The organism is Sphaerotilus montanus (assembly GCF_013410775.1).
GTDB lineage: Bacteria > Pseudomonadota > Gammaproteobacteria > Burkholderiales > Burkholderiaceae_C > Sphaerotilus > Sphaerotilus montanus.
Genome location: NZ_JACCFH010000001.1, coordinates 596,572 through 621,848, shown reverse-complemented (window position 1 = coordinate 621,848; position 25,277 = coordinate 596,572). Strand labels below are relative to the sequence as shown.

Genomic DNA, 25,277 nt, shown 5'->3' with positions numbered 1-25,277 from the left:
CCGGCAGTCTGCAGTCCTCTGCATTTCGCTTCACACCACCCAAGACACTCAGGAGCCTTCGCATGGAACGTCGCAATTTCATCCGCCACACCGGTCTGGCCGGCGTGCTCGCCGCGGGCGCCGCGCCTGCCATCGTCCACGCCCAGGCCAACATCCGCTGGCGTCTGGCGTCGAGCTTCCCGAAGTCGCTCGACACGATCTTCGGTGCGGCAGACGAGTTCTCGAAGAAGGTCGCCGCCATGACGGGCGGCAAGTTCCAGATCTCCGTTCACCCGGGTGGCGAACTGATGCCGGCCTTCGGCGTGGTCGACGGCGTGCAGAACGGCACCGTTGAAATGGCCCACACCGCGCCGTACTACTTCTTCGGCAAGGACGAGACCTTCGCGCTGGGCTGCGCCATTCCCTTCGGCCTGAACAGCCGCCAGATGACGGCGTGGATGTACGAGGGCAACGGCCTGAAGCTGATGCGCGAGTTCTACAAGACGTACAACATCGTCAACTTCCCCGGCGGCAACACCGGCGCACAGATGGGCGGCTGGTACCGCAAGCCGGTCACCTCGGTGGCGGACGTCAAGGGCATGAAGATGCGCGTTGGCGGCTTTGCTGGCAAGGTCCTGGAGCGCATGGGTGGCGTGCCGCAGAACATCCCCGGCGGCGAGATCTACCAGGCGCTGGAGAAAGGCACCATCGATGCCGCCGAGTGGGTCGGTCCCTACGATGACCAGAAGCTCGGCTTCAACAAGGTTGCCCCGAACTACGCCTACCCGGGCTGGTGGGAAGGTGGTCCGCAGCTGGACTTCTTCATCAACCAGAAGGCGTTCGATGCGCTGACCCCCGAGTACAAGGCCATCGTCGAGGCTGCAGCGGCCTACGCCCACGTCGACATGCAGGCCAAGTACGACGGTCGCAATCCGGCTGCGCTCAAGACACTGGTATCAGGTGGAACCAAGCTGTTCCGATTCCCGAAGGACGTGATGGATCTGGCGTTCAAGGAATCGATGGCGCTCTACGCCGAAATCGGCGACAAGAACCCGAACTGGAAGAAAGTCTACGCCGACTACGCCAAGTTCCGCGCCGACCAGAACCTGTGGTTCCGCTTCGCCGAAGCCGGTTTCGACGACTTCATGCAAACGCAGAAGCTCTGATCTCCACGGCGGCTCCTGTCCGCCCGAAGCTCTGGCCCGGTCTGGCGTTCGCGCTGACCGGGTCGATTGCATTTTCGGGCAAGGCGATCATCGTCAAGCTGGCCTATCGGCACGGGGTCGATGCGGTCACGCTGCTGATGCTGCGCATGCTGTTCGCGCTGCCGCTGTTCGTGGCGCTGGCGTGGTGGGCCAGCCGCGGCAAGCCGGCGCTGACACGGCGCGATGTCGTGGCGGTGATCGGCCTGGGGTTCTCCGGCTATTACCTGGCGAGCTTCCTCGATTTCGCCGGGCTGGCCTACATCAGCGCCAGCCTGGAGCGGCTGATCCTCTACCTCAACCCGACGCTGGTGCTGTTCCTCGGCGTGGTGCTGCACGGCAGGCGGGTCACGCGCCGGCAGCTCATGGCGCTGGGGGTGAGCTACTCGGGGGTGCTGGTGGTCTTCGGCCGCGAGATGACCGACCTCGGCCCCCATGTCGGGCTCGGTGCCGCGCTGGTGTTCGGCAGTGCGCTGAGCTATGCCATCTACCTCGTGCAGAGCGGGCAGGAGGTCAACCGCCTTGGCGCGCTGCGGCTGACCGGGCTGGCGACCACCGTGGCCTGCGTGCTGTGCATCGGACAGTTCGTGGTGCTGCGGCCGGTGGCTTCCGTGTTCGAGGTGCCGACGCCGGTGTTGTGGCTGTCGCTGCTCAACGCCACGGCCTGCACCTTCGCACCGGTCATTCTGGTGATGCTGGGCATCGAGCGGCTCGGTGCCGGGCTGGCCGCGCAGACCGGGCTGGTCGGGCCGATGAGCACGATCGTGATGGGCGTGCTGATCCTGGGCGAGCCGATGACGCCCTGGATCGTGGCGGGTACCTTGCTGGTGCTGGCCGGCGTGGCGTTGCTGGCGCGCTGGCGCTGACGCGCCAGGCGGGGCACCGGTCAGCGCCTGGAGGACACCAGGATGCCCGCCACGATCAGCGCGAACGCCACCGCGTGGTAGCCGTGCGGCGCCTCGCCGAGTAGCGCGGTGGACAGCAGCGCGGCGAACAGGGGCGTGAGGTTGGCGAAGATGCCGGCGGTGGTCGGCCCCACGGCCGCCACCGCCCGTCCCCACAGCGCATAGGCGATGAGCGACGGTCCGATGACGATGTAGAGCACGGCCGCCCCGACGGCTGGTGACCACTCGGGCTGGCGGGACGAGACCACCGCCTCCAGGCCCGCTGCGCCACCAGCCCACACCACACCGAACAGCGCCTGCACCAGCAGCGCCTCGTCCCAGCGCCAGACGCGGCGCTGGCCGTCGGCATCCGTGATCGTCGGACGGGCCTCGCCGCGCATCGACGCCGGCGGGCGGGCGAGCATCCAGCTGTAGCCGGCCCAGCTGGCCGCCGCCGCCAGCATGTACACATCCCCTCGCACGAACTGCACGTCCGCCAGTGCCGACAGCTGCCCGCGGCCCAGCACCGTGGCCACGCCGACCAGCGACAGCGCGGCACCGATCACCTGGGGGCTGCGCGGGCGTTCGGCGTAGAACACGGCGCCGACCAGCAGCATCCACAGCGGCATGCTGGCGGCGATCAGCGTCACGTTGATGGGCGTCGAGGTGGTCAGGGCCAGGTACTGCAGCGCGTTGTAGGCGCCGACCCCGAGCAGGCCCATCAGTCCAAGCGGCCGCCAGCGGGCCAGGATCTCGCCACGCCGCGCGGCCGTGGCAATGGCCTGCCGGCCCAGCACCAGCAGCACCAGCAGCACGACGCCCCAGCGGATCGCATTGAGCATCAGCGGCGGCACATGCGGCACGGTCATGCGGCCGACCACCGCATTGCCCGCCCACATCAGCGGGGGAAGGGTGAGCATCGCGATCAGGCGGGGCGTGAGGGTCATGGTTCTGTGCGGCTTCGGGGTCGAGGACGTTGCGGAGGACGGCGGGCACACAGTGTCGCGCATGGCGTGCGATGTCTGCACCCTGCACCGGATCCTGCGATCCCGTAAGCTGCGCATTCCCCCTTGCGGACCGACAGGAGAATCCCCATGCCCCGTGCCATCCAGATCGCCGCCTTCGGCGGCCCCGACGTGATGCAGCTCGTCGACCTGCCCGTCGGTGAGCCCGGCCCGGGCGAGGTGCGCATCCGCCACCACGCCGTCGGACTGAACTTCATCGACGTCTACCAGCGCACCGGCCTCTACCCCAACGCGCTGCCGCTGACGCTCGGCATGGAGGCTGCCGGTGTGGTCGAGTCGGTGGGCGCAGGCGTCACGCACCTGCAGGTCGGTGACCGCGTCGCCTACGCCAGCCAGCCGCCGGGCAGCTACTGCGAGGTGCGGGTGATGCCGGCGAAGTGCGTGGTGCAGTTGCCGGACGGCATCGACGTCGAGACCGGTGCCGCGATGATGCTCAAGGGCATGACCGCCGCCTACCTGCTGCGCCGCACCCAGCCGCAGGGCGGGCTGCAACCGGGCGACTTCGTGCTGTTCCACGCCGCCGCCGGGGGCGTCGGCCTGATCGCCTGCCAGTGGGCGCGCGCGATGGGGCTGAACCTGATCGCCACCGCGGGCAGCCCGGACAAGTGCCTGCTCGCGCTGCAGCACGGCGCCACCCACGCCATCAACTACCGCAGCGAGAACTTCGCTGCCCGCGTGCGCGAGATCACCGAAGGCCGCGGCGTGAAGGTGGTCTACGACTCGATCGGCAAGGACACCTTCGAGGGCTCGCTGGATTGCCTGGCGCCGTTCGGCCTGCTGGCGACCTACGGCAATGCGTCCGGTCCGATCCCGCCGGTGAACCTCGGCGTGCTCGGCGCCAAGGGCTCGCTCTACGTCACGCGCCCGACGCTGTTCACCCACATCGCCACCCGCGAAGGCACGCAGGCCCTGGCCGAGGAACTGTTCGCGATGGTCAGCTCCGGCGCGGTGACGATCCCGATCGCGCAGCGCTACCCGCTCGAACAGGTCGCCCAGGCCCACCGCGATCTGGAATCCCGCGCCACCACCGGCTGCACGATCCTGACGCTGTGATCCGCTGACGGGGGTCAGGCCGAGGTGTCGGCCTCGTCGCTGCCTTCGTCGATGACGGTGGCCCGGTAGGCATGCCAGCTCGCGTGCCCCACGACCGGCCCGATGAACAGCAGTCCCAGGAACCACGGCAGCATCGCCAGCACCATCAGCACGGCGATCAGCACCGCCCACCACACCATCACGACCGGCTGGTTCAGCACCAGGCGCAGGCTGGTCAGCCCGGCGGTGATGGCGTCCACCTGGCGGTCGAGCATCATCGGGATGCTCACCACGCTGATCGAGAAGATCAGGCCGCCGAAGAGGGTGCTCACGCCGAGGTAGGTGACGATGAAGCCGAGGTTCTCCGGGTCGAGCAGGGCCAGCAGCGAGCCCTTGAGATCGGGCATGCCGTCGAAGCTGACGGCGAAGATCACCATCGTCGCCCGGCCCCACAGCATCTCCAGCACCAGCAGCACGAAGCCGAAGATGGCCATCTGGCCGGTGCGGGTGTCCCAGGCCGTCAGCGAGTCGCCGAAGTCGGGCACCAGGCCGCGCTCCAGCCGCATCGACATCTGGTAGAGCCCCATGCAGAAGAATGGCCCCATCAGCAGGAAGCCGGCCGACAGCGCCATCGTGTACGCGGGCGCGTTCTCGTACACCTTCATCAGTGTCCAGCCCATGGCCATGAAACACACGCCATAGAACAGGCTGATGGCGGGGTGGGCGAGGTAGTCGTGCAGACCCCGCAGCAGCCAGCGCAGCGGATCGGCGAAGCCGATGTGGCGCAGGCGGATGGGTGGCGCATCGCGGGTGGCGGGGGCGGTGTCGTCGGGGCGCGTGTCGGGCGTGTCGTCCGAGGTGGGGTGGGTCGGGCTCATGGTCGGGTCGCGCTCCTGATTCGATGTCGGACGATAGGAGCCGACCGGCGTCACCGCCATCGGGACATCACCCGAAGGAGCCGCCCCGGCCGCTCAACTGCGGCGCACCCGCAACAGCTCGTCCAGGATCAGCCCGATCGCCCCGGCCGTGATGGCGCAGTCGGCGACATTGAACGACGGGAAGTAGCCGCCCGGAAAGAGCGGTGCGAGCCAGTCCCAGTGGAATTGCAGGAAGTCCACCACGTAGCCGTGCCATGCACGGTCGATGACGTTGCCGATGGCTCCGCCCAGCAGCATTGCCACGCTGAAGCTGAACAGACGCTGCTCGGCGTGCTTCTTCAGCATCCAGATGAACATCACCGAGGCGGCGGCCCCCAGACCGATGAAGAACCAGCGCTGCCAGCCGGCAGCCTGCGCGAGGAACGAGAACGCCGCACCGGTGTTGTGGACCCGCACGAGGTTGAAGAAGCTGGTGATGACCTGGCCGTCGCCGAGCTGGAAGCGGGGAATGATCAGCCACTTGGTGGCCTGGTCAGCGGCGATGACCAGCAGTGCCAGCACCAGCCAGGGCGTCAGCGAGGCCGAGGAGGAGCGGGACAGGGATGAACGGGACTTGGAGCGCATCGGCGGCCACCTGAGAGGGCTGAGGGAGTTCTGGGACAGATCAGGGCGGCACTGTAAACGTGAAATCGGATGGACGTGACCACGCAGCCGGACGCAGGGATGCAGGGGACCATGACCCCAATAGCGAAATTTGAAAAAACTTGCAAAAAAAGTTCGTGAAATTTTGCTCGATTGGACTATTGGTGTCCAATTGTTGGTCTGCACAGCCTTGCCCATGAGCAGGAAGGGTCGGCAAAGTGCAGACGGAAGTCCGGAAAGATGATGACCGGACCGGGGCGGTGGGGATGGGTCCTGTCTGCGGGTGGGCATTGCGGACACGGGACCTGTCAGAAACTCAACTATCAACAATCAACAACAGCAGATTGCACTCGATGTCGGCTCTGGCGAAAAAACTGTTCTATTCCAAGCGCTTCAACCGGATGGCCGTACGGATGTATTCCGTGCTGAAGCCTCCGCCGTACCAGCGACCGAACATGGAATTCGATTATGACGTCTGGAACGGCATCTGCACTTTCCATTCCCATGATGGTCGGCAGATCGGAGAAAACAACACCGGCCCCGACGTCTACAAGGAAGTGATCGAGACCGAGCACAAGATCTGCAAGTTCGAAGGCTCTCGCAACGGTCTGCCGATCAACGTGACGGCGCTGCGCCAGGTGATGGCCGTGTGGGGCGACGCGCTGCAGTTCACCACGCTGCTGCGCAACGACTACATCCGCCGCCGCGGCCTGTCCGGCCCGCGGCTGACGCTGCGCCAGGGCTATGTCTTCTCGAAGCTGGGTGCCGCCTGGCCCGCCTATCTGGCGCGCAAGCGCAGCAACCCGATCACGTCGCTGCCGGCGCTCGAGACCGCGTTCTTCACGCTGGGCGTCGGGCCGTTCATGATCGTGCGCACGTTCATGGAGCGGGGCGATCTGGCCGTGCTGCACGACGACCCGCTGACGGCCGCCGAACTCTACGAGATGGCCGACGGCTCCGGCACGCTGATCTCCGCGGGCGGCAAGGGCTGTGCGGGGAGCAAGAAGCTGATCCTCGACTTCCTCGATGTGACGATGAACGGCACCTTCGACAAGCCGCTGGACTCGGTGGAGGCCTTGCGCGCGCTGAACAGCATCGGCGACTGGGACGAGTTCTATGCCTATGTCTACGCCACGTCCCGTCTGGAGTTGCTGGTCCGCCTGACGCAGTATCTGTGCGCGCAGTCCCTGTGGAGCCTCCAGTCCCGCGACGGCGTCCTGAACGAGGCCGAGCAGGCGCTGGTGAAGAACTGTCTGGACAAGTCCTACCATGTGCCCGGCGAGGGGTATGACGACCGCACGGTGATGGGTAATTTCATCCAGGTCGTGCTGGCACTGCTGGACGAGCTGGAGATGCCCGAGGTGCGCACGGCGCTGGTGAATGCCAGTCTGGTGAATTCGGGCAACGGCGGCTATCTGATCGACCAAGTCGGCGGTGATGTGCGGGTGTCGGCCGCGCGCCGCCTGCGGCTGGCGACGGAGCTGGTGTTCCCGTTCTGCCGTCAGGAGCTGGACGCCACCCACCGCACCCTGCAGCGCTACCAGTCGACGACGATCACGCTGGATGATCTGCGCACCCGCGCCTGCGGCCCCTCCCTGCAGCCCTTGCTGGCCCTGCTGGAAACCCGAACGAACCTGCAGGGTGCACCGACTGGTGTGCCGGCATGAGCGCGCCGTCCACGCCGCTCGAGGTTCCGTTCGGCCCCAGCGGCACCGTCGTGCTGCGCAAGATGGTGCTCGACGAGGATGCGCCGCTGCTGCACGACTGGTTCAGCCGCGACTACGCCCGCTTCTGGGGCCTGCAGGGCAAGACGGTGGCGGAGATCCGCGAGAAGTTCGCCGGAATCGAGGCCAGCGGCACCTGCGATGTCATCTTCGGCATCCTGGCGTCCACGGGCGAGCGCTTGTTCATGTTCCAGTCGTACGACGTGAACGCCGATGATCTGCGTCGGTTCTACCCGGTGTTGCAGGGTGACCGGGGTTTTCACCTGATGCTCGGCCCGGTCGAGAAACCGCTGCCGGCTGCCGCGTACTACACCTTCCAGGCCATCGCGGCCTGGATCTTCCGTGACCCTTCGGTCCAGCGGCTGGTCGGCGAGCCGGACATCCGCAACCGCAAGGTGCTGCTGCGGCTGGTGCAGGCGGGGTTCGACTTTGGCCGCGTGATCCACCTGCCGTACAAGACCGCGGTGATGATCTACCTGTCGCGGGCGAGCTTCGAAGCGGCGCGTGGATTGCCACCGCCGCCTGCGCCCACCCAGTCGCCGATGGACGGCTGGCGCTTGAAGTACCACCTGCTGGTCAGCCGGATCGGGCGCCGGATCGGGCTGATCGAGCGACACTGGTGAACCCCATGCCGGCGCGCACTGCGCCGGCATGGTCTTGGTCGGTCAGGCGACCGACCGGACCTCACCCGCGCCATGCAGGTTGCTGTCGCAGCGCCCACAGAGCGTCGGATGCGCCGGATTCACCCCCACGTCGTCGCAGTAGTGCCAGCACCGCTCGCACTTCACCGCCGCACTCGGCGTCACCGTGATCTGCAGCGCCTCACCCACCGACAGGCTTGCCGACGAGGTGATCAGCACGAACTTCAGGTCGTCGCCGAGCGATGCCAACACGTCGAACTCCGCCTGCGGCGCCGTGATTGCCACCGTCGCCTGCAGCGAGGAGCCGACCGTGCCGCCGCTGCGCACGTGCTCGATCTCCTTGTTCACCGCTTCGCGCACCGTGCGCACCTGCGCCCACTTCGCCAGCAGCGCCTCGTCCGGCGTGCCCAGGTCGGCGTAGGTCTCGAAGAAGATCGAGCCTTGTGACGCGCCGCCCGCGAACTGGCCCCACGCTTCTTCCGCCGTGAAGCTCAGGAACGGTGCCATCCAGCGCAGCATCGCGTTCGTGATCTTCCACAGCGCGGTCTGCGCCGAGCGGCGGGCCAGCGACTTCGGCGCGGTCGTGTAGAGCCGGTCCTTCAGCACGTCGAGGTAGAACGCGCCCAGGTCTTCCGAGCAGTAGACCTGCAGCTTCGACACCACCGGGTGGAACTCGTACACCTGATAGTGCGCGAGGATCTCCGCCTGCAACTGCGCCGCGCGGGCCAGCGCGTAGCGGTCGACTTCGAGCAGGTCGGCATCCGCCACCAGGTCCGTCGCCGGGTCGAAATCGCTCGTGTTCGCCAGCAGGAAGCGCACCGTGTTGCGGATGCGGCGATAGGCGTCCACCACGCGGGCGAGGATCTTGTCGTCGATGTTCAGGTCGCCCGAGTAGTCGGTCGAGGCCACCCACAGCCGCACGATCTCGGCACCGAGCTTGTTGCTGATCGTCTGCGGCTCGACCGTGTTGCCCAGGCTCTTGCTCATCTTGCGGCCCTGGCCGTCGGTGGCGAAGCCGTGGGTCAGCAGGCCGCGGTAGGGCGCGCGGTCGTACAGCGCGCAGCCCAGCAGCAGCGACGAGTGGAACCAGCCGCGGTGCTGGTCATGGCCTTCGAGGTACAGGTCTGCTTCCGGGCCTTCCGCGTGGAAACACGGGCCGGGGTAGGCGTGCGCGTGGCTGCCGCGCAGCACGTGCTGGAAGGTCGAGCCGGAGTCGAACCAGACCTCCAGGATGTCGGTGCTCTTGGTGTAGTGCGGCGCGTCGTCCGACCCCAGGATCTCCTCGGTCGTCACGCGGCTCCACGCCTCGATGCCGCCCTGTTCGACGATGTCCGCCGCCTGGTCGAGGATCTCCATCGTGCGCGGGTGCAGCTCGCCCGAATCCTTGTGCAGGAAAAACGGTACCGGCACGCCCCACGACCGCTGGCGCGAGATGCACCAGTCCGGCCGGTTGGCGATCATGTCGCGCAGGCGGGTCTTGCCGTTCTCGGGGTAGAACTGGGTCTGGTCGATGGCGTCGAGCGCGAGCTGGCGCAGGGTCTTCGGCGCCTTGTCCTTCGTGAACACGCCTTCGCCCTCGTCCATGCGCACGAACCACTGCGCCGCGGCGCGGTAGATCACGGGGGTCTTGTGGCGCCAGCAGTGCGGGTAGCTGTGCGTGATGGCTTGCGTGGCCATCAGGCGCTCGTGCTGGCGCAGCGTGTCGATGATGACGGGGCAGGCCTTCCAGATGTTCAGGCTGCCGAACAGCGGCAGGTCTTCTGCGTACTGGCCGTTGCCCTGCACCGGGTTCAGGATCTCGTCGTACTTCAGCCCGTGCGCGACGCAGGAGTTGAAGTCGTCCACGCCGTAGGCCGGGGCCGAGTGGACGATGCCGGTGCCGTCGCCAGCCGTCACGTAGTCGGCCAGATACAGCGGCGACAGGCGCTGGTAGCCGGCGTCCACGTCGTACAGGGGATGGCGGAAGTTCAGCCCGCGCAGGTGTTCACCGGTCGTCGTGGCGAGCACCGTGCCTTCGAGCTTGTAGCGCTCCAGGCACTTCTCGACCAGCGACTCGGCCAGCATCAGCACGCCGCGCGGCGTGTCCACCAGCGCGTAGACGAGTTCGGGGTGGGCGTTCAGCGCCTGGTTGGCGGGGATGGTCCACGCGGTGGTGGTCCAGATCACCGCGAACGCCTGCTTCGCCTCGGGCAGCGCGGCGAGGCCGAACGCGGCGGCGAGTGCGGCAGCGTCGTTGGTCTCGAAGGCCACGTCCAGCGTGTCGCTCTTCTTGTCCGCGTACTCGATCTCGAACTCGGCCAGCGACGAGCCGCAGTCGAAGCACCAGTACACCGGCTTCAGGCCGCGGTAGACGAAGCCGCGCTCGATCACGCGCTTGAACGCGCGCAGCTCGCCCGCTTCATTCGCGAAATCCATCGTCCGGTACGGCCGCTCCCAGTCGCCGAGCACGCCCAGGCGCTTGAAGTCCTCGCGCTGCTGGTTGATCTGCTCGGTGGCGAAGGCGCGCGACTTGGCCTGCATGTCGTCGCGCGAGAGCTTGCGGCCGTGCAGCTTCTCGATCGCGTTCTCGATCGGCAGGCCGTGGCAGTCCCAGCCGGGGATGTACTGCGCGTCGAAGCCGCCGAGCTGGCGCGACTTGACGATCATGTCCTTGAGCACCTTGTTCAGCGCGTGGCCGATGTGGAGCTTGCCGTTGGCGTAGGGCGGGCCGTCGTGCAGCACGAACAGCGGCTGGCCCTGGCGGGCGACGCGCAGGCGCTGGTAGAGGCCGCCTTCGTTCCAGTCCTTCACCCAGCCCGCTTCGCGCTTGGGCAGGTCGCCGCGCATCGGGAAGGGGGTGTCGGCGAGGTTGAGCGTCGCTCGGTAGTCGGTGGCGGGCGTGGGTGTCGAGGTGTCGGGTGTCTGAGTCATGGCGCTTCGTTCAATCCGCCCGCCCGGCCGTCATTCCCGTGCAGGCGGGAATCCACGAAGGGAAAAGCGGTGGGGGCAGGGGCACTGCGGGGGTGGGTTCCCGCGTGCGCGGGAATGACGAAAAGGGGCGGTGGCGGCGTGGGGGCGCCGCGTTCAAATTCGGTCGCGCGTGGTCTGGCGACGGTCGGCGGCGTGGGTGTCGAACCACGCACGCGCGTTCACCACGTCCTGACGGATCGCGGCGGTGAGGGCGTCCAGGCCGTCGTAGCGGGCCTCGTCGCGCAGTTTGTGCAGTAGTTCCACGCGCACGAGTTTACCGTACCCCCCTTCGCGGCCCAGTCCGGCCGGCCAGTCGAGGCAGTGTGTCTCCAGCAGGATGCGCCCGGCATCTTCCACCGTGGGCCGCACGCCCAGGCTTGCCACGCCGTTGATCGCCTGTCCGGACAGTCCGTGGACCCGCACGACGTAGATGCCCGCGGCCGCCGAGCGGTGGAAGGGAAAGCGCAGGTTGAGCGTGCGGAAACCGTCGTCGCCGCCCTCGCTGGACGCGCCCAGACCGCGGCCAAGCTTGCGCCCGTGGGTCACGTGGCCGCTGACGCTGTAGGGGCGCCCGAGCAGTTCGGCGGCGCGCTCCATGTCACCGCGGGCCAGCGCCTCGCGGGTGGCCGAACTCGACACGCGCAACCCGTGCACCTCGTAGCTCAGCATCCGTGCCACGTCGAAGCCGGCCGCGCTGCCCGCGGCGTCCAGCATCGCGTAATCGCCGGTCCGCTTCGCACCGAAACGGAAATCGTCGCCGACCAGCACGTAGCGCGCACCCAGCCCGCGTACCAGCACGTCGTCGATGAAGGCCTGCGGCGACTGGCTGGCCAGCCGCTCGTCGAAGCGCATCAGCACGACCTGGTCGACGCCGCAGCGCTCCAGCTCCTGCAGCTTGTCGCGCAGCGTGGCGATCCGGGCGGGCGCCTTCTCGGGTGTACCGGCCTTCATCGCGAAGAAGTCGCGCGGGTGCGGCTCGAAGGTCATCACGCAGCTCGGCAGGCCGCGGTGGCGCGCCTCGTTGATCAGCAGCGCGAGCATGGCCTGGTGGCCACGGTGGACGCCGTCGAAATTGCCGATCGTCAGGGCGCAGGCGGGCGCCAGATCGGGGTGGTGGATGCCACGGAAGACTCGCATAGACGGCAATTATCCGGGCAAGCCTGCAGACCCCGTCCGTCTCACCGTGACACACCGCGCACGCGGCGGTCACTGGAAGCGCACGGCTCCGTCAAAGGTGTACCAGCTCGTCAGGCAGAACTTGTCCTGCGTCAGGCAGGGCGGGGTTCCCGTGGCGGTTTCCTCGTCCAGGCTGAGGGCGATGCAGTAGTCCCCGGCGGCAGGATTGGTGCCTGTGGCCGGCAGTTTCGCGAACGCGACTGACGAGTGGATCATCCGATCTTCGCCAGGGTCAGTGCCGCCGGTCAGACGAGCCGGGGTGCGGGCGATCAGGTGGCCGACCACGCCGTGCTTGCTGATCTGGCCGTTGGCGGGGATGGCCCACAGGCTCAGGCGCAGGCGGCCCGTCATCTGCCGACCCGAGGTGCTGTAGTACTGGTTGTTGGCGCGGATCTGGGCTTGCACCTCGACATCGACGCTGGCCTGCGCGGCGGTGTCGGAAATCCAGTAGCGGACTGGCGTCCGCAGGTCGGTGTAGATCTGTGCATACACCCAGCCGGAGGCGCAGGACATCGTGGGCGCAGGAGCAGGAGCAGGAGCAGGAGCAGGAGCAGGAGTGCCGTCACCACCGCCACCGCAGGCAGTCGTTCCCAGCAGGCAGACGGCCACCAGGGCCATCAGGCGGCGCGCACGGGCATGTTCGAGGGTGTTCATCGCAGCAGGCTTTCGTGCGTCAGCGGAAGGTGACGGCAGGGGTCAGCGTGTAGACGATTTCCGGGCAATACCCGTCCGCCGACCGGCACTCGTTCTGGGTGCTGTACATCTCGACCATGAACGCCAGGCAGTAACGACCGGCCGGTGGATTGACCGTGGCCACGCGCTCCCGAAAGGTGACTTCGGTCAGGTTGTACATGTAGTTGTTCACCTGGCCATTGCCGTCGCGCAACTGCGGCACGAACCCGCCCATGCGGTGGCCGTTGATCTTCGGCCAACCCGCCACATGGTTCTGCGGCACGGCCCACAGTGACCAGCGCAAGCTGCCGGTGTGGGCCAATGCGGACCCCAGCACGGAGTTGTGCGTGAGGTAGGAAATGATGTCGGCATAGGAGACAGCGCCGGCCATGTCACTGCCGGGCGTGGCGCTTTGGGTGGTATTCACCCCGAGCTTGACCATCGCGAACCCGATCTGCCAGCCTGCGTGGATGTGGTGGCCATCGCAGAAGTTGCTGGTGTCCTGGGGCGCGACGGCCTGTGCCCGCTGGGTGGGGCGGCTGGTGGCGGGCTTGTCGCTGCTGCCACTGACCGGTGCCGCCTGGGCACTCGGCGCGAGCACCGCCGCCACGGCCCACCCCATGGCGACCCGCATCGCTCGTCCCTTACCTCGCCTGCACTGCATTGCCATCACTTTCTTCGCCGCCCGTTGGATTGCGGCGCGTAGCAAGTCTAGCCGGCGGTACCGGTGTGGTGCAAATTTTCGTGAACGATGCCGCGAGATCTCGGCGTAACGGCCGGAGCAGGCCGCTCAGATGTCCTGCGGATCGATCCAGCACCACTGCCCCGGCGCCAGCCCCTCCGGGATCGTGATGCGCCCGAACGAGCGGCGGTGCAGCGATTCGACGTGGTTGCCGACCGCGGCGACCATGCGCTTGACCTGGTGGTACTTGCCCTCGGTCAGCATCATGCGCAGCGTGCACTCGCCCGTCGCCTCGCACTCCTCGGAGCGCACCGGCACCGGGTCGTCGTTGAGCACCACCCCGGCGCGCAATTGCTGCACCTGCTCGTCCGTCACCGGGCGCGCGCAGGTGATCTCGTAGACCTTGTCCACATGCTTCTTCGGGTGCGTCAACCGGTGGATCAGCGCGCCGTCGTCGGTCAGCAGCAGCACGCCGGTGGTGTCCTGGTCCAGCCGCCCGACCGGCTGCACGTCACCACCGCTGCGCCACCGGAGCGGCGGGGGCAGCAAGGTCATCACGCTCGGCCAGTGCTTGGGCTTCTGCGAACACTCGTAGCCGGTCGGCTTGTTCAGCAGCACCACGGCGAACTCGCGCCACGGCCAGTCGCGGCCCTCGACGGTGAGCACCAGTCCCTCGGGCGAGACCAGTTCGTCGGGATCATCGGCGACACGGCCGGCGATCGACACCAGCCCGTTCAGCACCAGCCCGTCGCAGTCACGGCGCGTGCCGAAGCCTTGGGTGAACAGCGCATGCGACAGCGTGATGTCGCGGGTGGCGGCGGATTTCTTGGAGGATTTCTTCGACATGAGGCCGCCAGTGTAGGGCGGGTGGCCACCCACCCGCTCCGGCTCAGGCGAAGACGCCCGCCGTGTCCTGCATCCGCACGCTGACTTCGCCGAGGTGGTGCAGCGTGTCGCCCCACTGCATCTCCATGCAGGTCAGCCGCTTGAAGTAGTGGCTGCCGACGTACTCGTCCGTCACGCCGATGCCGCCGTGCAGCTGCACGCACTGCTGCCCGACGAAGCGCATCGACTGGCCGAGCTGCACCTTGGCCTGCGACACGGCGCGCCGGCGCACGTCCGGCGTGTCGCCCAGCCGCAGCGTGGCCAGGTAGCTCATCGAGCGGCCGAGTTCGAGCTGCATCTTGCAGTCCGCGAGCCGGTGGCGCAGCGCCTGGAAGCTGGCGATGGCCACGCCGAACTGCTTGCGCGTGTTCATGTAGTCCGCGGTGAGCTTGACGAGGAAGTCCATCGCGCCGACCGCTTCCGCACACAGCGCTGCGGTGCCGACATCGGCCGCGTGTTCGAGCACGGCGAGTGCGTCGGTGTCGGTGAGCAGCGTTGCCGCGGCGGCGTCGAACTGCACCTCGGCCGCGCGCCCGCCGTCCTGCGTCAGGTAGCCGCGGGTGGTGACGCCGGCTGCGGCGCGCTCGACCAGCCACAGCCCGAGCGTGTCCCCGGCGCGGGCGCTGACGATGAAGGCGTCGGCCACATCGCCGACCGGCACGAGGCTCTTCGTGCCGCTGAGCTGCCAGCCCTCCGCGGTGCGGGTCGCGGTGGTGTCGACCTTGTCCAGCCGGTAACGCGCCGCCCGCTCTTGGTGGGCGAGCACGACCCGCGCCTCGCCGGACGCGATCCTTGGCAGCCACTCGGCTTGCACCGCCTCGGGCGCCGCCGACAGCAGCGTCGGCGCCACCAGCGCGCCTGCGGCGTAGGGCGCGAGCATCAGTCCGCGGCCGAGTTCCTCCATCACCACCATCGCCTCGGTGGCGCCCCAGCCCATGCCGCCATGCGCTTCCGGCACGGCCAGTCCGGTGAGGCCCAGATCGGCCAGCGCCTGCCACACGGCGCGGCTGTCACCACCGGCCTGGACGATCGCGCGGTGCTGCTCGAAGCCGTGGCCCTTGTCCACCCACCGCCGCACCGCGTCCCGCAGTTGTTCCTGGTCGTCGCTGAAATCGAAATCCATGTCTGTCTCCTGGTTCCTGGTCGGCGAGGGCCGGGTCAACCGAACAGCGTCTGCGCGACGATGTTGCGCTGCACTTCGTTGCTGCCGCCGTAGATGGTCGTCTTGCGGTAGTTGAAATAGGTCGAGGTCAGCGGGGCGCAGTGCGCGGCGCCGCCCGGCCACAGCCCGCCGAGCGCCTGGTCGCCCTGCCAGCCGGCATCCATCGCTTCATGGATGAAGGGCAGGCTGTAGGGGCCGCCGGCCAGCATCATCAGCTCGGTGTAGCGCTGCTGGATTTCGCTGCCGCGGATCTTCAGCAGACCGGCGATGTCGAGCGATTTCTTGCCGCCACGCTCGGCCGACAGCACGCGCAGCACCATCATCTCCAGCGCCACGATGTCCACCTCCAGCAGCGCGATCTGGTCGCGGAAACGCTGGTCGCCGTCCCACAGGCCTTCCGCCTTGGCGATGCGCTTGAGCCGCTCCAACTCGCGCTTGGCGCGGTTCACGTCGGCGATGTTGGTGCGCTCGTGGGCGAGCAGGTACTTGGCGTAGGTCCAGCCCTGGTTCTCCTCGCCGATGAGCTGGTCGGCCGGGACTTCCACGTTGTCGAACCAGACCTCGTTGACCTCGTGCTCGCCGTCGAGCGTGATGATGGGCCGCACGGTGACGCCGGGCGACTTCATGTCGATCAGCAGGAAGCTGATGCCGGTCTGCGGCTTGCCGGTGGTGCTGGTGCGGACGAGGCAGAAGATCCAGTCGCCGTACTGGCCGAGCGTGGTCCAGGTCTTCTGGCCGTTGACGACGTAGTGGTCGCCGACGCGCTCGGCGCGGGTCTTGACGCTGGCGAGGTCGGAGCCGGAGCCGGGTTCCGAGTAGCCCTGGCTCCACCACACCTCGCCACTGGCAATGCCGGGCAGGAAGCGGGCCTGCTGCGCCGCATTGCCGAAGGCCATGATGACAGGGGCTACCATCACCGGCCCGAAGGGAATGACACGGGGCGCACCGGCCAGCGCACATTCCTCTTCGAACAGGTGGCGCTGGATGGCATTCCAGCCCGGTCCGCCGAAGGCGGTCGGCCAGCCCCAGCCGAGCCAACCCTTGGCACCGAGGATCTTCGCCCAGCGCTGCAGGTCATCGCGCGTCAGGCGCAGCGCCGCATGGACCTTGGCCGAGATGTCGGCCGGCAGGTGCTCCGCGACCCATTGGCGCACCTCGGCGCGAAACGCCTGTTCGTCATCGGTGAAGTTCAGGTCCATGGTGCGTGTCTCCGTGCGATTCGTGGCTGATTTTGTAGCACGTGGACAGACACGCCCCTTGTCCCTGCTGCGACAGGCCACCTGGGCCGGGCGAGGGCTCAAGTCCGGCGAGCAATGGCCGAAACTGTCCCGTAGGACGCCCCTTTCATTGCGGAATGGCCGTCCCGTGCACCGTGCAGCCGAGGCCTCCGTCCATGAAAAAGTTCATCACCTTCGTCAATCCCCGCCTGTACCGGCGTGTCGATGTGCGGGTCGGCCCCGATCCGCTGCTGTTCCTGGCGGGGGCGTCGGCGGCGATGGTGCAGGTCTGGGCCCTGCTCAGCGGCGAGAGCGTGCCGTGGGCATGGTGGGCCGCGGCCAGCGTGCTGGGCCATGCCCGCCTGTGGCGCCACACGCTGACCCTGCCGGTGGTGGCGTCCGTCGTGCTGGCGCTGATGTCCGCAGGCATGTCGATGCTCATCAGCGCGCTGGCGGTGAACAAGATGGTGGCGCAGCGCTACCGCCACGCCGGCTGGAAGATCCGCAACACCGACGGCGAACTGGGCGAGTATTCCTCGCGCTTCCTGGCCGTCGACGAACTGGGCTTCAGCGAGAGCGACCTGATGGCCAACGTCGTGCGCGACCACCTGACCGACGGCCTGATCGACGTCAGCGACGAGGTCACGCCGATCGCGCCGCTGCCGGCCCGCGCGCGGCGCCACACCGACACGGTGGCGCCGATGCGCACGCCGGACCAGCCCTACATTCAGCTCTGAGCGGCGGCGGCGGCCCGTCGCCCGTCAGTCGCGGAAGTTGTTGAAGCTCAGCGGCGCCTCGGTGATCTCCTTGCGCAGCAGCGCCATCGCGGCCTGCAGGTCGTCGCGCTTGGCGCCGGTGACGCGCACCGTGTCGCCCTGGATGCTGCCCTGGACCTTGAGCTTGCTCTCCTTGAGCGCCTTCTGGATCTTCTTGGCCAGATCACTCTCGATGCCGGCCTTGACGATGACCTTGTGCTTGAGCTTGTCGTGGCTCATCTTCTCGGGCTTGGCCGAGAGGTCGAGGAAGCGTACGTCCACGCCGCGCTTGGCCATCTTCGCCAGCAGCACGTCGGTGACCTGCTGCAGCTGGAAGTCGCTGTCGGCGTAGAGCGTCAGCTCCTTGTCCTTCTGCTCGACGCGCGCATCGCTGCCCTTGAAGTCGAAGCGGGTGCCGATTTCCTTGTTGGCCTGGTCGATGGCGTTGCGGACCTCGACGATTTCGGATTCGAGCACGGTGTCAAAGCTGGGCATGGCGGCATCTCTTTCTTGTGGAACAACGGGAAACGCCCGCGTTGGCAGGGCGATGGGGGAAAATTCTGCCATGCGCATCGACACTTCCGTCAATCTGCGGGCCTGGAACACCTTCGGCCTGCCCGCCACCGCCCAGACCCTGGTCCACATCGAGGAGGAGGCCGACGTGCGCCGCGTCGTCGACCACCCCGAGTTCGGCCGCGCGCCCAAGTTCATCCTGGGGGGTGGCAGCAACATCGTGCTGGCCCGGGACGTGACCGCGTGTGTGCTCAAGATCGAGATTCCGGGGCTGCGGGTGGTCGAGGAGCGCGACGACGCGGTGATCGTCGAGGCGGGTGCCGGCGAGTCCTGGCACCGGCTGGTGGCCTGGACCATCGAGCAGGGTTTCGGCGGTCTGGAGAACCTGGCGCTGATCCCCGGCACGGTGGGCGCCGCGCCGGTGCAGAACATCGGCGCCTACGGGCTGGAACTGGCCGACCGGTTCGACTCGCTCGACGGTGTCGATCTGGTCACCGGCCGTGGCTTCACGCTGGACCGGCGCCTGTGCCGCTTCGGCTACCGCGACAGCGTCTTCAAGCACGAACTGGCCGGAAAGGGGGTCATCACCCGGGTCCGCCTGCGCTTGCCGCGGCCGTGGCAGCCGGTGCTCGGCTACCTGGATCTGCAGCGCAAGATGGAAGAAACCGGCATCGCACAGCCCGATGCGCGCCAGATCTTCGACTGGGTCTGCGCGGTCCGCCGTGCCAAGCTGCCCGATCCCGCGGTGATCGGCAATGCCGGCAGCTTCTTCAAGAACCCGGTGGTCACGCCCGAGCAGTGCCGCGACATCATCGCCCGCGATCCCCACGTCGTGCACTACCCGATGGACGACGGCAGCTTCAAGCTCGCGGCCGGCTGGCTGATCGATGCCTGTGGCTGGAAGGGCAAGTCGGTGGGCGGTGCCGGGGTCTACGAGAAGCAGGCGCTGGTGCTCGTCAACCGTGGCGAGGCGCGGGGCGCCGAGGTCCTCACGCTGGCCCGGGCGATCCAGGAAAGTGTCTACGGCCGCTTCGGCATCCGGCTCGAATCCGAGCCGATCCTGTTGGGATGACGGGCTAACGGCGCCAGTTGCCGCTGCGGATCTCGTCGTGGGTCAGTCGCTCCACCTCGACGGGCGACACGGCGTGCGACACCCCCAGCCGCACGGCAGCGGCCAGTGACAGGTCGATGATGCGGCCCGGGGAGAACGGCCCCCGGTCGTTGACCCGCACGATCACCTCGCGGCCATTGGCCGGATTGCGCACCCGTGCGTAACTCGGGATGGGCATGGTCGGGTGCGCAGCGGTCATCGCGTACATGTCGTAGCGCTCGCCACTGGCGGTCGGCATCCCGTGGAACTTGCCGCCGTACCAGGACGCCAGTCCGGACTCACGCACCTCCGCATCGGTCGTGAGTGGCGTGTAGGTGCGGCCGAGCACGGCATACGGCTTGTTCGGTCCACCGGAGCGCAGCGTCTCGATGCGGGGCCGGGCGTCCGGCACCTGCATCAGCTCGGCGGGTGTCACACGGTCGCGGCGCTTGTCGGGTGTTCCTGCACAGCCGGCGAGCACCAGCAGCGCCACGACGGAGGCCGGCAGCGACCGGCGAATGACCTGCGGCAGAAAAGCATGGTTCATCGGACTTGATCCCTTGTTCGAGGGGGCTGTGAAGTCGGTAGTGAAAAAAATGGCGAGATGCACGCTAACCTTTCGGTACCGGGGTGCCCGAATGAGGGGGGCTGCCGGCCAATCACTTCATACCATTGGGGAAAACATGCAAGTCTCAAAGATTTCTCTCGCCATCGCGCTGGCCCTGACCATCGGCGGCACCGCCCAGGCGGCCGTCGTCGGTCTCGACGACGTGTCGTTCGAGTCGTACACCAGTGGCGCCCTGATCGGCTCGGCGGGTGCCTGGTCGTCCGAAGGCACCCTGACCACTGCGCAAGGCCCGGCCGGCGCTTATGACGGTCAGCGTTTTGCCTCCCTGGGTCTGGGCGATCGCCTGGTCCAGAGCTTCTCGGTCGACACCGCCGGCACCTACACCGTGAGCTTCTGGGCCAGCGGTGAAGGCCGTTCGCGCCTGTTCGACTCGGATGATGTGGCTGCAAGCCTGTTCAGCACGCCGGTGGCCGTGTCCAACACCGATCCGGTCAACTATGGCGCCGGCTGGCACCAGGTGCAGTACACCTTCGACACCGGTGCGCTCAACGGCAGTTCTTCCTACCACCTGTACTTCTCGGGCTTTGGTTCGGGTCTGTCGGTGGATGCGGTGTCCGTGTCGGCCGTGCCGGAACCCGAGAGCCTCGCCATGATGCTGGCTGGTCTGGGTGCCCTGGGCCTGATGAGCCGCCGCCGCCGCGCAGCCTGATCTGCCTCGCCCCGCGCGCAGCGGGGTGGTTCCCATTGGAACCGTCAGGAGACTGATGATGAAAGCACCGGATTCCGGTGCTTTTTTCGTTTTCATGGTCAATTGATGCCTTGGCGGTCTCGATCCCCTCGTTCAAGGGATTGATATTTTTTCCTTGTCGATATTGATTAATTTATATCAAGAATCGGGGGCGCCTATTCGTGGAATACGTCGGTTATCCGGACCCTGTTCTGAAAAAATCACCCGTATTCAGGGGGTTTTGGGATTTTGACCATACACCAGATGCAGGGGCAGGAGTAATCTGACTAGGTGGAAGTGCTGGACGCGAAAAGACAGGTTACTTGTCTGACGGGCGAATTCGGCATGGCCTCTTCTTTCATCTCATACCGGGAGCATTCAATGCGCAAGACCATCTCTGCTATCGCCGCCGGCCTGCTGCTGGCCGCCACGGGCGCCCAGGCCAACAATCTGGTGACCAACGGCACGTTCGACAGTCCTGATATCTCGACGGACTCGTTCTCGACCGTGACATCGCTGTCCTTCTCGGACCTGAACTGGGGTTTCTACAGCGGCGGCACGGGTCTGACCAAGCTGGTTGACAGCGGTGGCAACCAGTTCGCCCAGATCGCGTCGGGCGACATCCTCTACACGTCGTTCAGCGTGACCACCTCGGGCCAGTACAACATCGGCTTCGATTTCCAGGGCGGCGGCCTGTGGGGCCTGACTGGCAGCAACTGGACGCCTTCCGTGGTCGCCCCGACCGCGCTGGCTTCGTCGGCTGGCTGGATGGCCTCCTCCACTGGCCCGGTTTCGCTGGTGGGTGGGGATTCCTACAAGCTGTATTTCGGCGGCATGGTCACGCCCCCGGACTTCTACCCGGCGCTGAACCTGGACAACGTGTCGGTCTCGGCCGTCACGCCGGTGCCGGAACCCGAGAGCTTCGCCATGATGCTGGCCGGACTCGGCGCGCTGGGCCTGATGAGCCGTCGCCGGATTCGCAAGAGCGTCTGATCGCACGGCGAATTTCCTGGCATTCATCAAAGACGCCCTTCGGGGCGTTTTTTCATGGGTGGTCCGGCAAGTGCTTGCGCGCACGTCGTATTTGCGCCAGCCCCTGATCACAGGCGCGTGGACGAGGGGATGGAGTGAATATTGCACAGGGGTTATCCGGTACCTGGCTGTATGGGCTTGAAATACCCCGTGGTCAGGGGCAGGAGTTTATTGGTGGCATTTGACGGGCGATTAATGGGCTAATCTTGCATTGCAGTTCGGGTCGACGACCTAAACTGAATTCAAGTGACCGACCATCGGTCCAGGTGAATAGATCACACATTTCATCCTTCCTTACGGAGTTTTCATGCGCAAGTCTCTTGTTTCCACCGCTGCCGCACTGCTGCTCGCCTTCGGGGCTGCTGGCGCCCATGCACAGGTTGCCATCGCCAACGCCGACTTCGAGTTGTCGACCGTGGCGACCGACACCTTCGACACGTTCTCCAGCCTGGGCTGGAACAGCGTCCAGTGGGGCTGGCTGGGTGGGTCGTCGAAGGTCGTCGATGTGGGTGGCAACCAGATGGCCCAGGTTGCTGGCGGGGACGTGATCTGGTCGAGTTTCGCTGCGTCGTCGGCCGGCAACTACCAGCTGACGTTCGACACGGTCGGTGACGGCTATGTGATGCTGTACAACGACAACACCCAGTCCACGGTGGCGCAGGCCTTCGTGCAGAACGCTGCGACGACGCAATTCTCGACCTCGTTCGCGCTGACCAGCACCGACAACTACCGCCTGTATTTCGGCACGACGCCGCTGCCCCCGACCTTCAATGGCAACCTGACCATCGACAACGTGGCCATCACGCAGATTGCCGCACCAGTGCCTGAGCCCGAGAGCTACGCCATGATGCTGGGCGGTCTCGGCGCACTCGGTCTGATGAGCCGTCGCCGCCTGAAGTCCCGCGCCTGATTCCTGGCACCTTCGGGTGCAACGAGTTTCTCCCTGGTATGACATTGACAGCGCCTCTCACGGGGCGCTTTTTTTTGCATCCCCGGTCCAGTCCGGTCAGGCGCCGTCCAGTTCGATCAGCACCGGGGCATGGTCACTCGGACGTTCGTTCTTGCGGGGCGTCTTGTCGATTCGGCAGCTGGTGGTGCGGGCCACCAGCGGCGGGCTGACCAGAATGTGGTCGATGCGCAGACCCTGGTTCTTCCGGAAGGCCAGATTGCGGTAGTCCCACCAGCTCCAGCTGCGCGGCGGCTGTTCGAACAGCCGGAATGCATCCTGCAGCCCCAGCGCCTGCAGCGCCTGGAAGCGAGCGCGTTCCTCGGGGGTGCAGTGGATCTGTCCGGCCCAGGCGACCGGGTCATGCACATCGCGGTCTTCCGGGGCGATGTTGTAGTCGCCCAGCAATGCCAGCGATGCGTGGGTCTGCAATTCGGTGGCGATCCAGCGGTTCAGCGCCTCCAGCCAGGCCATCTTGTAGGTGAACTTGTCGCTGTCCGGCGCCTGTCCGTTCGGGAAATAGGCGCCGATGACACGCACCCCGTCGACCGTGGCCGCGATCACCCGCGCCTGCGGATCCTCGAATCCGGGGATGTTGCGGACCTCGTCCGCCACGGCCAGACCCTTGCGGGCGAGTAATGCCACACCGTTGTAGGTCTTCTGCCCGAACCAGAGGCTCTGGTAGCCGGCGTCAGCGAGCGCGTCGGCAGGGAATTTGTCGTCGGTGAGCTTGGTCTCCTGCAGGACCAGCACATCCGGCTGCTCTTGCGCGAGCCAGTCGAGCACCTGCGGCAGCCGCACGGCGAGGGAGTTCACATTCCAGGTGGCGATCTTCATGGCGTGATGATGCCGCAGGATGCGGGTCGGTCGGCGGCGGGCCGGGGTTGCGGGATACTCGCGCGCTGTTGCTCACCATGGAAGGACCGATGCCGTGACCGTCTTGATACTGGGTTTGATGCTGTTCCTCGGGTGCCACTCGGTCAGGATCTTTGCCGACGACTGGCGGGCCGGCCAGATCCGTCGCCTTGGGCCCCTTGGCTGGAAGGCGGTCTATTCGGTGCTGTCGCTGGCGGGACTGGCGATGGTGGTCTGGGGCTACGGCGCGGCGCGGGTCGATTCGGTGCCTCTGTGGATGCCGCCGATCGCCACGCGCCACATCGCGGCATTGCTGATGCTGTTGTCCTTCGTGCTGCTCACGGCCGCCTACGTGCCCGGTTCGCGGCTGAAGGCCAAGGTCCGCCACCCGATGGTGCTGGGGGTGAAGGTCTGGGCGCTGGCGCACCTGCTGGCCAACGGGCGGGTGGCCGATGTGGTGCTGTTCGGCAGTTTCCTGCTCTGGGCCGTGCTGTCGTACCGCGCGGCACGCCAGCGCGACCGTGCGGCGGGCAACAGGCCGCTGCCCCTCCATTCCGGGCGTGACGTGATCACCGCCTTTGTCGGCATCTTCGCGTGGATCATCTTCACCCTGTGGCTGCACGGGCCGCTGATCGGTGTGCGGCCCTTCGGCTGAGGTGCAGCGGCGGGTCAGCGGCGGCGGTAGGTCACGAACGAGAAGCCCGGGTGCGGTGTCCGGGCGATTTCCTCGAACGCGTCGCGTGGCCAGTCCGGAAAGCGCACGTCGCCGTCGAGGTCGGCGTCGATCTCGGTCAGCTCCAGCACGTCGGCATGGGGCAGGGCCTGCGCGTACAGCTCGCCGCCGCCCATCACGAACACGCGTGGCGCTTCGGCCTGCGCGATGGCGGCCAGCGCCGCGTCCAGACTGAACACCACGTCCGCGCCGCGGGCGGCCTCGGTGTCGGCCCAGTGCGGCTGGCGGGTCACGACGAGATTGCGCCGGCCCGGCAGCGGCCGGAACTTCGCCGGCAGCGAGTCCCAGGTCTTGCGGCCCATGATGACCGGGCAGCCCATCGTCGTGGTGCGGAAGTGCTTCGCGTCGATCGGGTCGTGCCAGACGAGGCCGTTGTCGCGGCCGATCACGCCGTTGCGGGCGACCGCTGCGATCAGGCAGATCTGCGGCCGTGCCATCACACCGCCACCGGCGCCTTGATCGCCGGGTGGTGCTGGTAGTCCTGCACCTCGAAGTCCTCGAAGGCGTAGTCGAAGATCGACTCCGGCCTGCGCCGGATCTTCAGCGTCGGGTAGGGGCAGGGCGTGCGGGCCAGCTGGGTCTCGACCTGCTCGGTGTGGTTGCTGTAGAGGTGGCAGTCGCCGCCGGTCCAGATGAAGTCACCGACCTCCAGATCACATTGCTGCGCCAGCATGTGGGTCAGCAGGGCATAGCTGGCGATGTTGAACGGGACGCCCAGGAAGATGTCCGCGCTGCGCTGGTAGAGCTGGCAGCTCAGGCGGCCTTCTGCCACATAGAACTGGAACAGCGCGTGACAGGGCATCAGCGCCATCCGGTTCAGTTCGGCCACGTTCCAGGCGCTGACGAGGATGCGGCGCGAGTCCGGGTTGGTCTTGAGCTGCTGCACGACCTCGGCGATCTGGTCGATGTGGCCGCCATCGGGCGTCGGCCAGGAGCGCCACTGCACGCCGTAGACCGGGCCGAGGTCGCCGTCGTCGCGGGCCCATTCGTCCCAGATCGTCACGCCGCGGTCCTGCAGCCACTGCACGTTCGACTCGCCACGCAGGAACCACAGCAGCTCCAGGATGATCGAGCGCAGGTGGACCTTCTTGGTCGTGACCAGCGGAAAGCCTTCGCGCAGGTCGAAGCGCATCTGGTGGCCGAAGACGCTGCGCGTGCCGGTGCCGGTGCGGTCGCTCTTCAGGACGCCGTGCGTGTGCACATGGCGCATCAGGTCTTCGTACTGCGTGCGGACCGGGCGCACGGGTGGCGGGGTCAGGGCGTCGGCGGAGGAGACTGGCATGGGCGGCGGTCAGGAAAACCGCGAAT

Annotated in this window: 26 protein-coding genes; 11 read left to right on the top strand and 15 right to left on the bottom strand. The window is 67.0% G+C overall.

Translation table 11 applies throughout. The annotated features are described in order from the left end of the window. Nucleotides 1-62: 62 nt before the first annotated feature. Complete coding sequence (locus BDD16_RS02655; protein WP_179632511.1) at nt 63-1,145, top strand: TRAP transporter substrate-binding protein; 1,083 nt, start codon at nt 63-65, stop codon at nt 1,143-1,145. After that, nucleotides 1,145-2,047, top strand: a complete 903-nt coding sequence (locus tag BDD16_RS02650) for a DMT family transporter (protein ID WP_179635963.1) — start codon at nt 1,145-1,147, stop codon at nt 2,045-2,047. The genes BDD16_RS02655 and BDD16_RS02650 overlap by 1 nt, the downstream gene beginning before the upstream one ends. 20 nt (nt 2,048-2,067) lie before the next feature. On the opposite strand, the gene BDD16_RS02645 is transcribed toward BDD16_RS02650, so the two are convergent. Beyond that, the gene (locus BDD16_RS02645) at nt 2,068-3,012 is read right to left on the bottom strand and encodes a DMT family transporter (protein ID WP_179632510.1); all 945 of its coding nucleotides are present in this window, start codon (nt 3,010-3,012) and stop codon (nt 2,068-2,070) included. Between the two features lie 147 nt (nt 3,013-3,159). On the opposite strand from BDD16_RS02645, the gene BDD16_RS02640 reads away from it, so the two are divergent. After that, nucleotides 3,160-4,143, top strand: a complete 984-nt coding sequence (locus BDD16_RS02640) for a quinone oxidoreductase family protein (protein ID WP_179632509.1) — start codon at nt 3,160-3,162, stop codon at nt 4,141-4,143. Nucleotides 4,144-4,157: 14 nt separating this feature from the next. Here BDD16_RS02640 and BDD16_RS02635 read toward each other — a convergent pair whose 3' ends face one another. Then, entirely contained in the window at nt 4,158-5,000 is an 843-nt protein-coding gene (locus BDD16_RS02635; protein WP_179632508.1) for a DUF2189 domain-containing protein, read from the bottom strand. Nucleotides 5,001-5,093: 93 nt separating this feature from the next. After that, nucleotides 5,094-5,624, bottom strand: a complete 531-nt coding sequence (gene lspA / locus BDD16_RS02630; RefSeq protein ID WP_179632507.1) for a signal peptidase II — start codon at nt 5,622-5,624, stop codon at nt 5,094-5,096. 473 nt (nt 5,625-6,097) lie between these two features. Here lspA and BDD16_RS02625 point away from each other — a divergent pair, with 473 nt between their 5' ends. Together BDD16_RS02625 and BDD16_RS02620 are read left to right on the top strand one after the other, a co-directional pair. Beyond that, complete coding sequence (locus BDD16_RS02625) at nt 6,098-7,309, top strand: hypothetical protein (RefSeq protein ID WP_179632506.1); 1,212 nt, start codon at nt 6,098-6,100, stop codon at nt 7,307-7,309. Continuing rightward, nucleotides 7,306-7,989 carry a GNAT family N-acetyltransferase gene (locus BDD16_RS02620; protein WP_179632505.1) on the top strand — a complete coding sequence of 228 codons (684 nt, stop codon included), beginning with the start codon at nt 7,306-7,308 and terminating at the stop codon, nt 7,987-7,989. The genes BDD16_RS02625 and BDD16_RS02620 overlap by 4 nt, the downstream gene beginning before the upstream one ends. Nucleotides 7,990-8,031: 42 nt before the next feature. Here BDD16_RS02620 and ileS read toward each other — a convergent pair whose 3' ends face one another. The 7 genes from ileS to BDD16_RS02585 form a co-directional block, all read right to left on the bottom strand. After that, nucleotides 8,032-10,917 carry an isoleucine--tRNA ligase gene (gene ileS, locus BDD16_RS02615; protein ID WP_179632504.1) on the bottom strand — a complete coding sequence of 962 codons (2,886 nt, stop codon included), beginning with the start codon at nt 10,915-10,917 and terminating at the stop codon, nt 8,032-8,034. A 153-nt stretch (nt 10,918-11,070) separates the two neighbouring features. Further along, nucleotides 11,071-12,093, bottom strand: a complete 1,023-nt coding sequence (locus BDD16_RS02610) for a bifunctional riboflavin kinase/FAD synthetase (RefSeq protein WP_179632503.1) — start codon at nt 12,091-12,093, stop codon at nt 11,071-11,073. A 69-nt stretch (nt 12,094-12,162) separates the two neighbouring features. After that, the gene (locus BDD16_RS22780) at nt 12,163-12,786 is read right to left on the bottom strand and encodes a hypothetical protein (RefSeq protein WP_218897670.1); all 624 of its coding nucleotides are present in this window, start codon (nt 12,784-12,786) and stop codon (nt 12,163-12,165) included. Between the two features lie 19 nt (nt 12,787-12,805). Continuing rightward, entirely contained in the window at nt 12,806-13,438 is a 633-nt protein-coding gene (locus BDD16_RS02600) for a hypothetical protein (protein ID WP_179632502.1), read from the bottom strand. Between the two features lie 156 nt (nt 13,439-13,594). After that, nucleotides 13,595-14,332 carry a pseudouridine synthase gene (locus tag BDD16_RS02595; RefSeq protein WP_179632501.1) on the bottom strand — a complete coding sequence of 246 codons (738 nt, stop codon included), beginning with the start codon at nt 14,330-14,332 and terminating at the stop codon, nt 13,595-13,597. Between the two features lie 43 nt (nt 14,333-14,375). Next, on the bottom strand, nt 14,376-15,494 hold the full coding sequence (locus tag BDD16_RS02590) for an acyl-CoA dehydrogenase family protein (protein WP_179632500.1): 1,119 nt from the start codon (nt 15,492-15,494) through the stop codon (nt 14,376-14,378). Between the two features lie 35 nt (nt 15,495-15,529). Beyond that, complete coding sequence (locus BDD16_RS02585; protein WP_179632499.1) at nt 15,530-16,732, bottom strand: acyl-CoA dehydrogenase family protein; 1,203 nt, start codon at nt 16,730-16,732, stop codon at nt 15,530-15,532. Between the two features lie 194 nt (nt 16,733-16,926). Between BDD16_RS02585 and BDD16_RS02580 the strand changes: the two genes are divergently transcribed. Continuing rightward, nucleotides 16,927-17,487, top strand: a complete 561-nt coding sequence (locus tag BDD16_RS02580) for a hypothetical protein (RefSeq protein ID WP_179632498.1) — start codon at nt 16,927-16,929, stop codon at nt 17,485-17,487. 24 nt (nt 17,488-17,511) lie between these two features. Here the strand turns inward: BDD16_RS02580 and BDD16_RS02575 are convergent, their stop codons facing one another. After that, nucleotides 17,512-18,000: a YajQ family cyclic di-GMP-binding protein gene (locus BDD16_RS02575; protein ID WP_179632497.1), complete on the bottom strand. Its 489-nt coding sequence runs from the start codon at nt 17,998-18,000 to the stop codon at nt 17,512-17,514. 70 nt (nt 18,001-18,070) lie between these two features. Between BDD16_RS02575 and murB the strand changes: the two genes are divergently transcribed. Then, the gene (gene murB / locus BDD16_RS02570; protein WP_179632496.1) at nt 18,071-19,090 is read left to right on the top strand and encodes a UDP-N-acetylmuramate dehydrogenase; all 1,020 of its coding nucleotides are present in this window, start codon (nt 18,071-18,073) and stop codon (nt 19,088-19,090) included. 4 nt (nt 19,091-19,094) lie between these two features. On the opposite strand, the gene BDD16_RS02565 is transcribed toward murB, so the two are convergent. Further along, on the bottom strand, nt 19,095-19,655 hold the full coding sequence (locus BDD16_RS02565; RefSeq protein ID WP_179632495.1) for a septal ring lytic transglycosylase RlpA family protein: 561 nt from the start codon (nt 19,653-19,655) through the stop codon (nt 19,095-19,097). Between the two features lie 136 nt (nt 19,656-19,791). Between BDD16_RS02565 and BDD16_RS02560 the strand changes: the two genes are divergently transcribed. The 3 genes from BDD16_RS02560 (at nt 19,792) to BDD16_RS02550 (ending at nt 22,345) form a co-directional block, all read left to right on the top strand. Beyond that, entirely contained in the window at nt 19,792-20,385 is a 594-nt protein-coding gene (locus tag BDD16_RS02560) for a PEP-CTERM sorting domain-containing protein (protein WP_179632494.1), read from the top strand. A gap of 399 nt (nt 20,386-20,784) precedes the next feature. After that, entirely contained in the window at nt 20,785-21,396 is a 612-nt protein-coding gene (locus BDD16_RS02555; RefSeq protein ID WP_179632493.1) for a PEP-CTERM sorting domain-containing protein, read from the top strand. Nucleotides 21,397-21,742: 346 nt separating this feature from the next. Next, nucleotides 21,743-22,345: a PEP-CTERM sorting domain-containing protein gene (locus BDD16_RS02550; RefSeq protein ID WP_179632492.1), complete on the top strand. Its 603-nt coding sequence runs from the start codon at nt 21,743-21,745 to the stop codon at nt 22,343-22,345. Nucleotides 22,346-22,441: 96 nt separating this feature from the next. Here the strand turns inward: BDD16_RS02550 and BDD16_RS02545 are convergent, their stop codons facing one another. Continuing rightward, nucleotides 22,442-23,218, bottom strand: coding sequence for an exodeoxyribonuclease III (locus BDD16_RS02545; RefSeq protein ID WP_179632491.1), 777 nt, complete (start codon nt 23,216-23,218; stop codon nt 22,442-22,444). A 94-nt stretch (nt 23,219-23,312) separates the two neighbouring features. Between BDD16_RS02545 and BDD16_RS02540 the strand changes: the two genes are divergently transcribed. After that, the gene (locus BDD16_RS02540) at nt 23,313-23,891 is read left to right on the top strand and encodes an NnrU family protein (protein WP_179632490.1); all 579 of its coding nucleotides are present in this window, start codon (nt 23,313-23,315) and stop codon (nt 23,889-23,891) included. A gap of 14 nt (nt 23,892-23,905) precedes the next feature. Here BDD16_RS02540 and BDD16_RS02535 read toward each other — a convergent pair whose 3' ends face one another. Both BDD16_RS02535 and BDD16_RS02530 read right to left on the bottom strand, forming a co-directional pair. Beyond that, nucleotides 23,906-24,406 (bottom strand): dihydrofolate reductase, encoded by a 501-nt coding sequence (locus BDD16_RS02535; RefSeq protein ID WP_179632489.1) that lies wholly within the window; start codon nt 24,404-24,406, stop codon nt 23,906-23,908. Then, nucleotides 24,406-25,251: a thymidylate synthase gene (locus BDD16_RS02530; RefSeq protein ID WP_179632488.1), complete on the bottom strand. Its 846-nt coding sequence runs from the start codon at nt 25,249-25,251 to the stop codon at nt 24,406-24,408. The genes BDD16_RS02535 and BDD16_RS02530 overlap by 1 nt, the downstream gene beginning before the upstream one ends. Nucleotides 25,252-25,277: the final 26 nt, after the last annotated feature.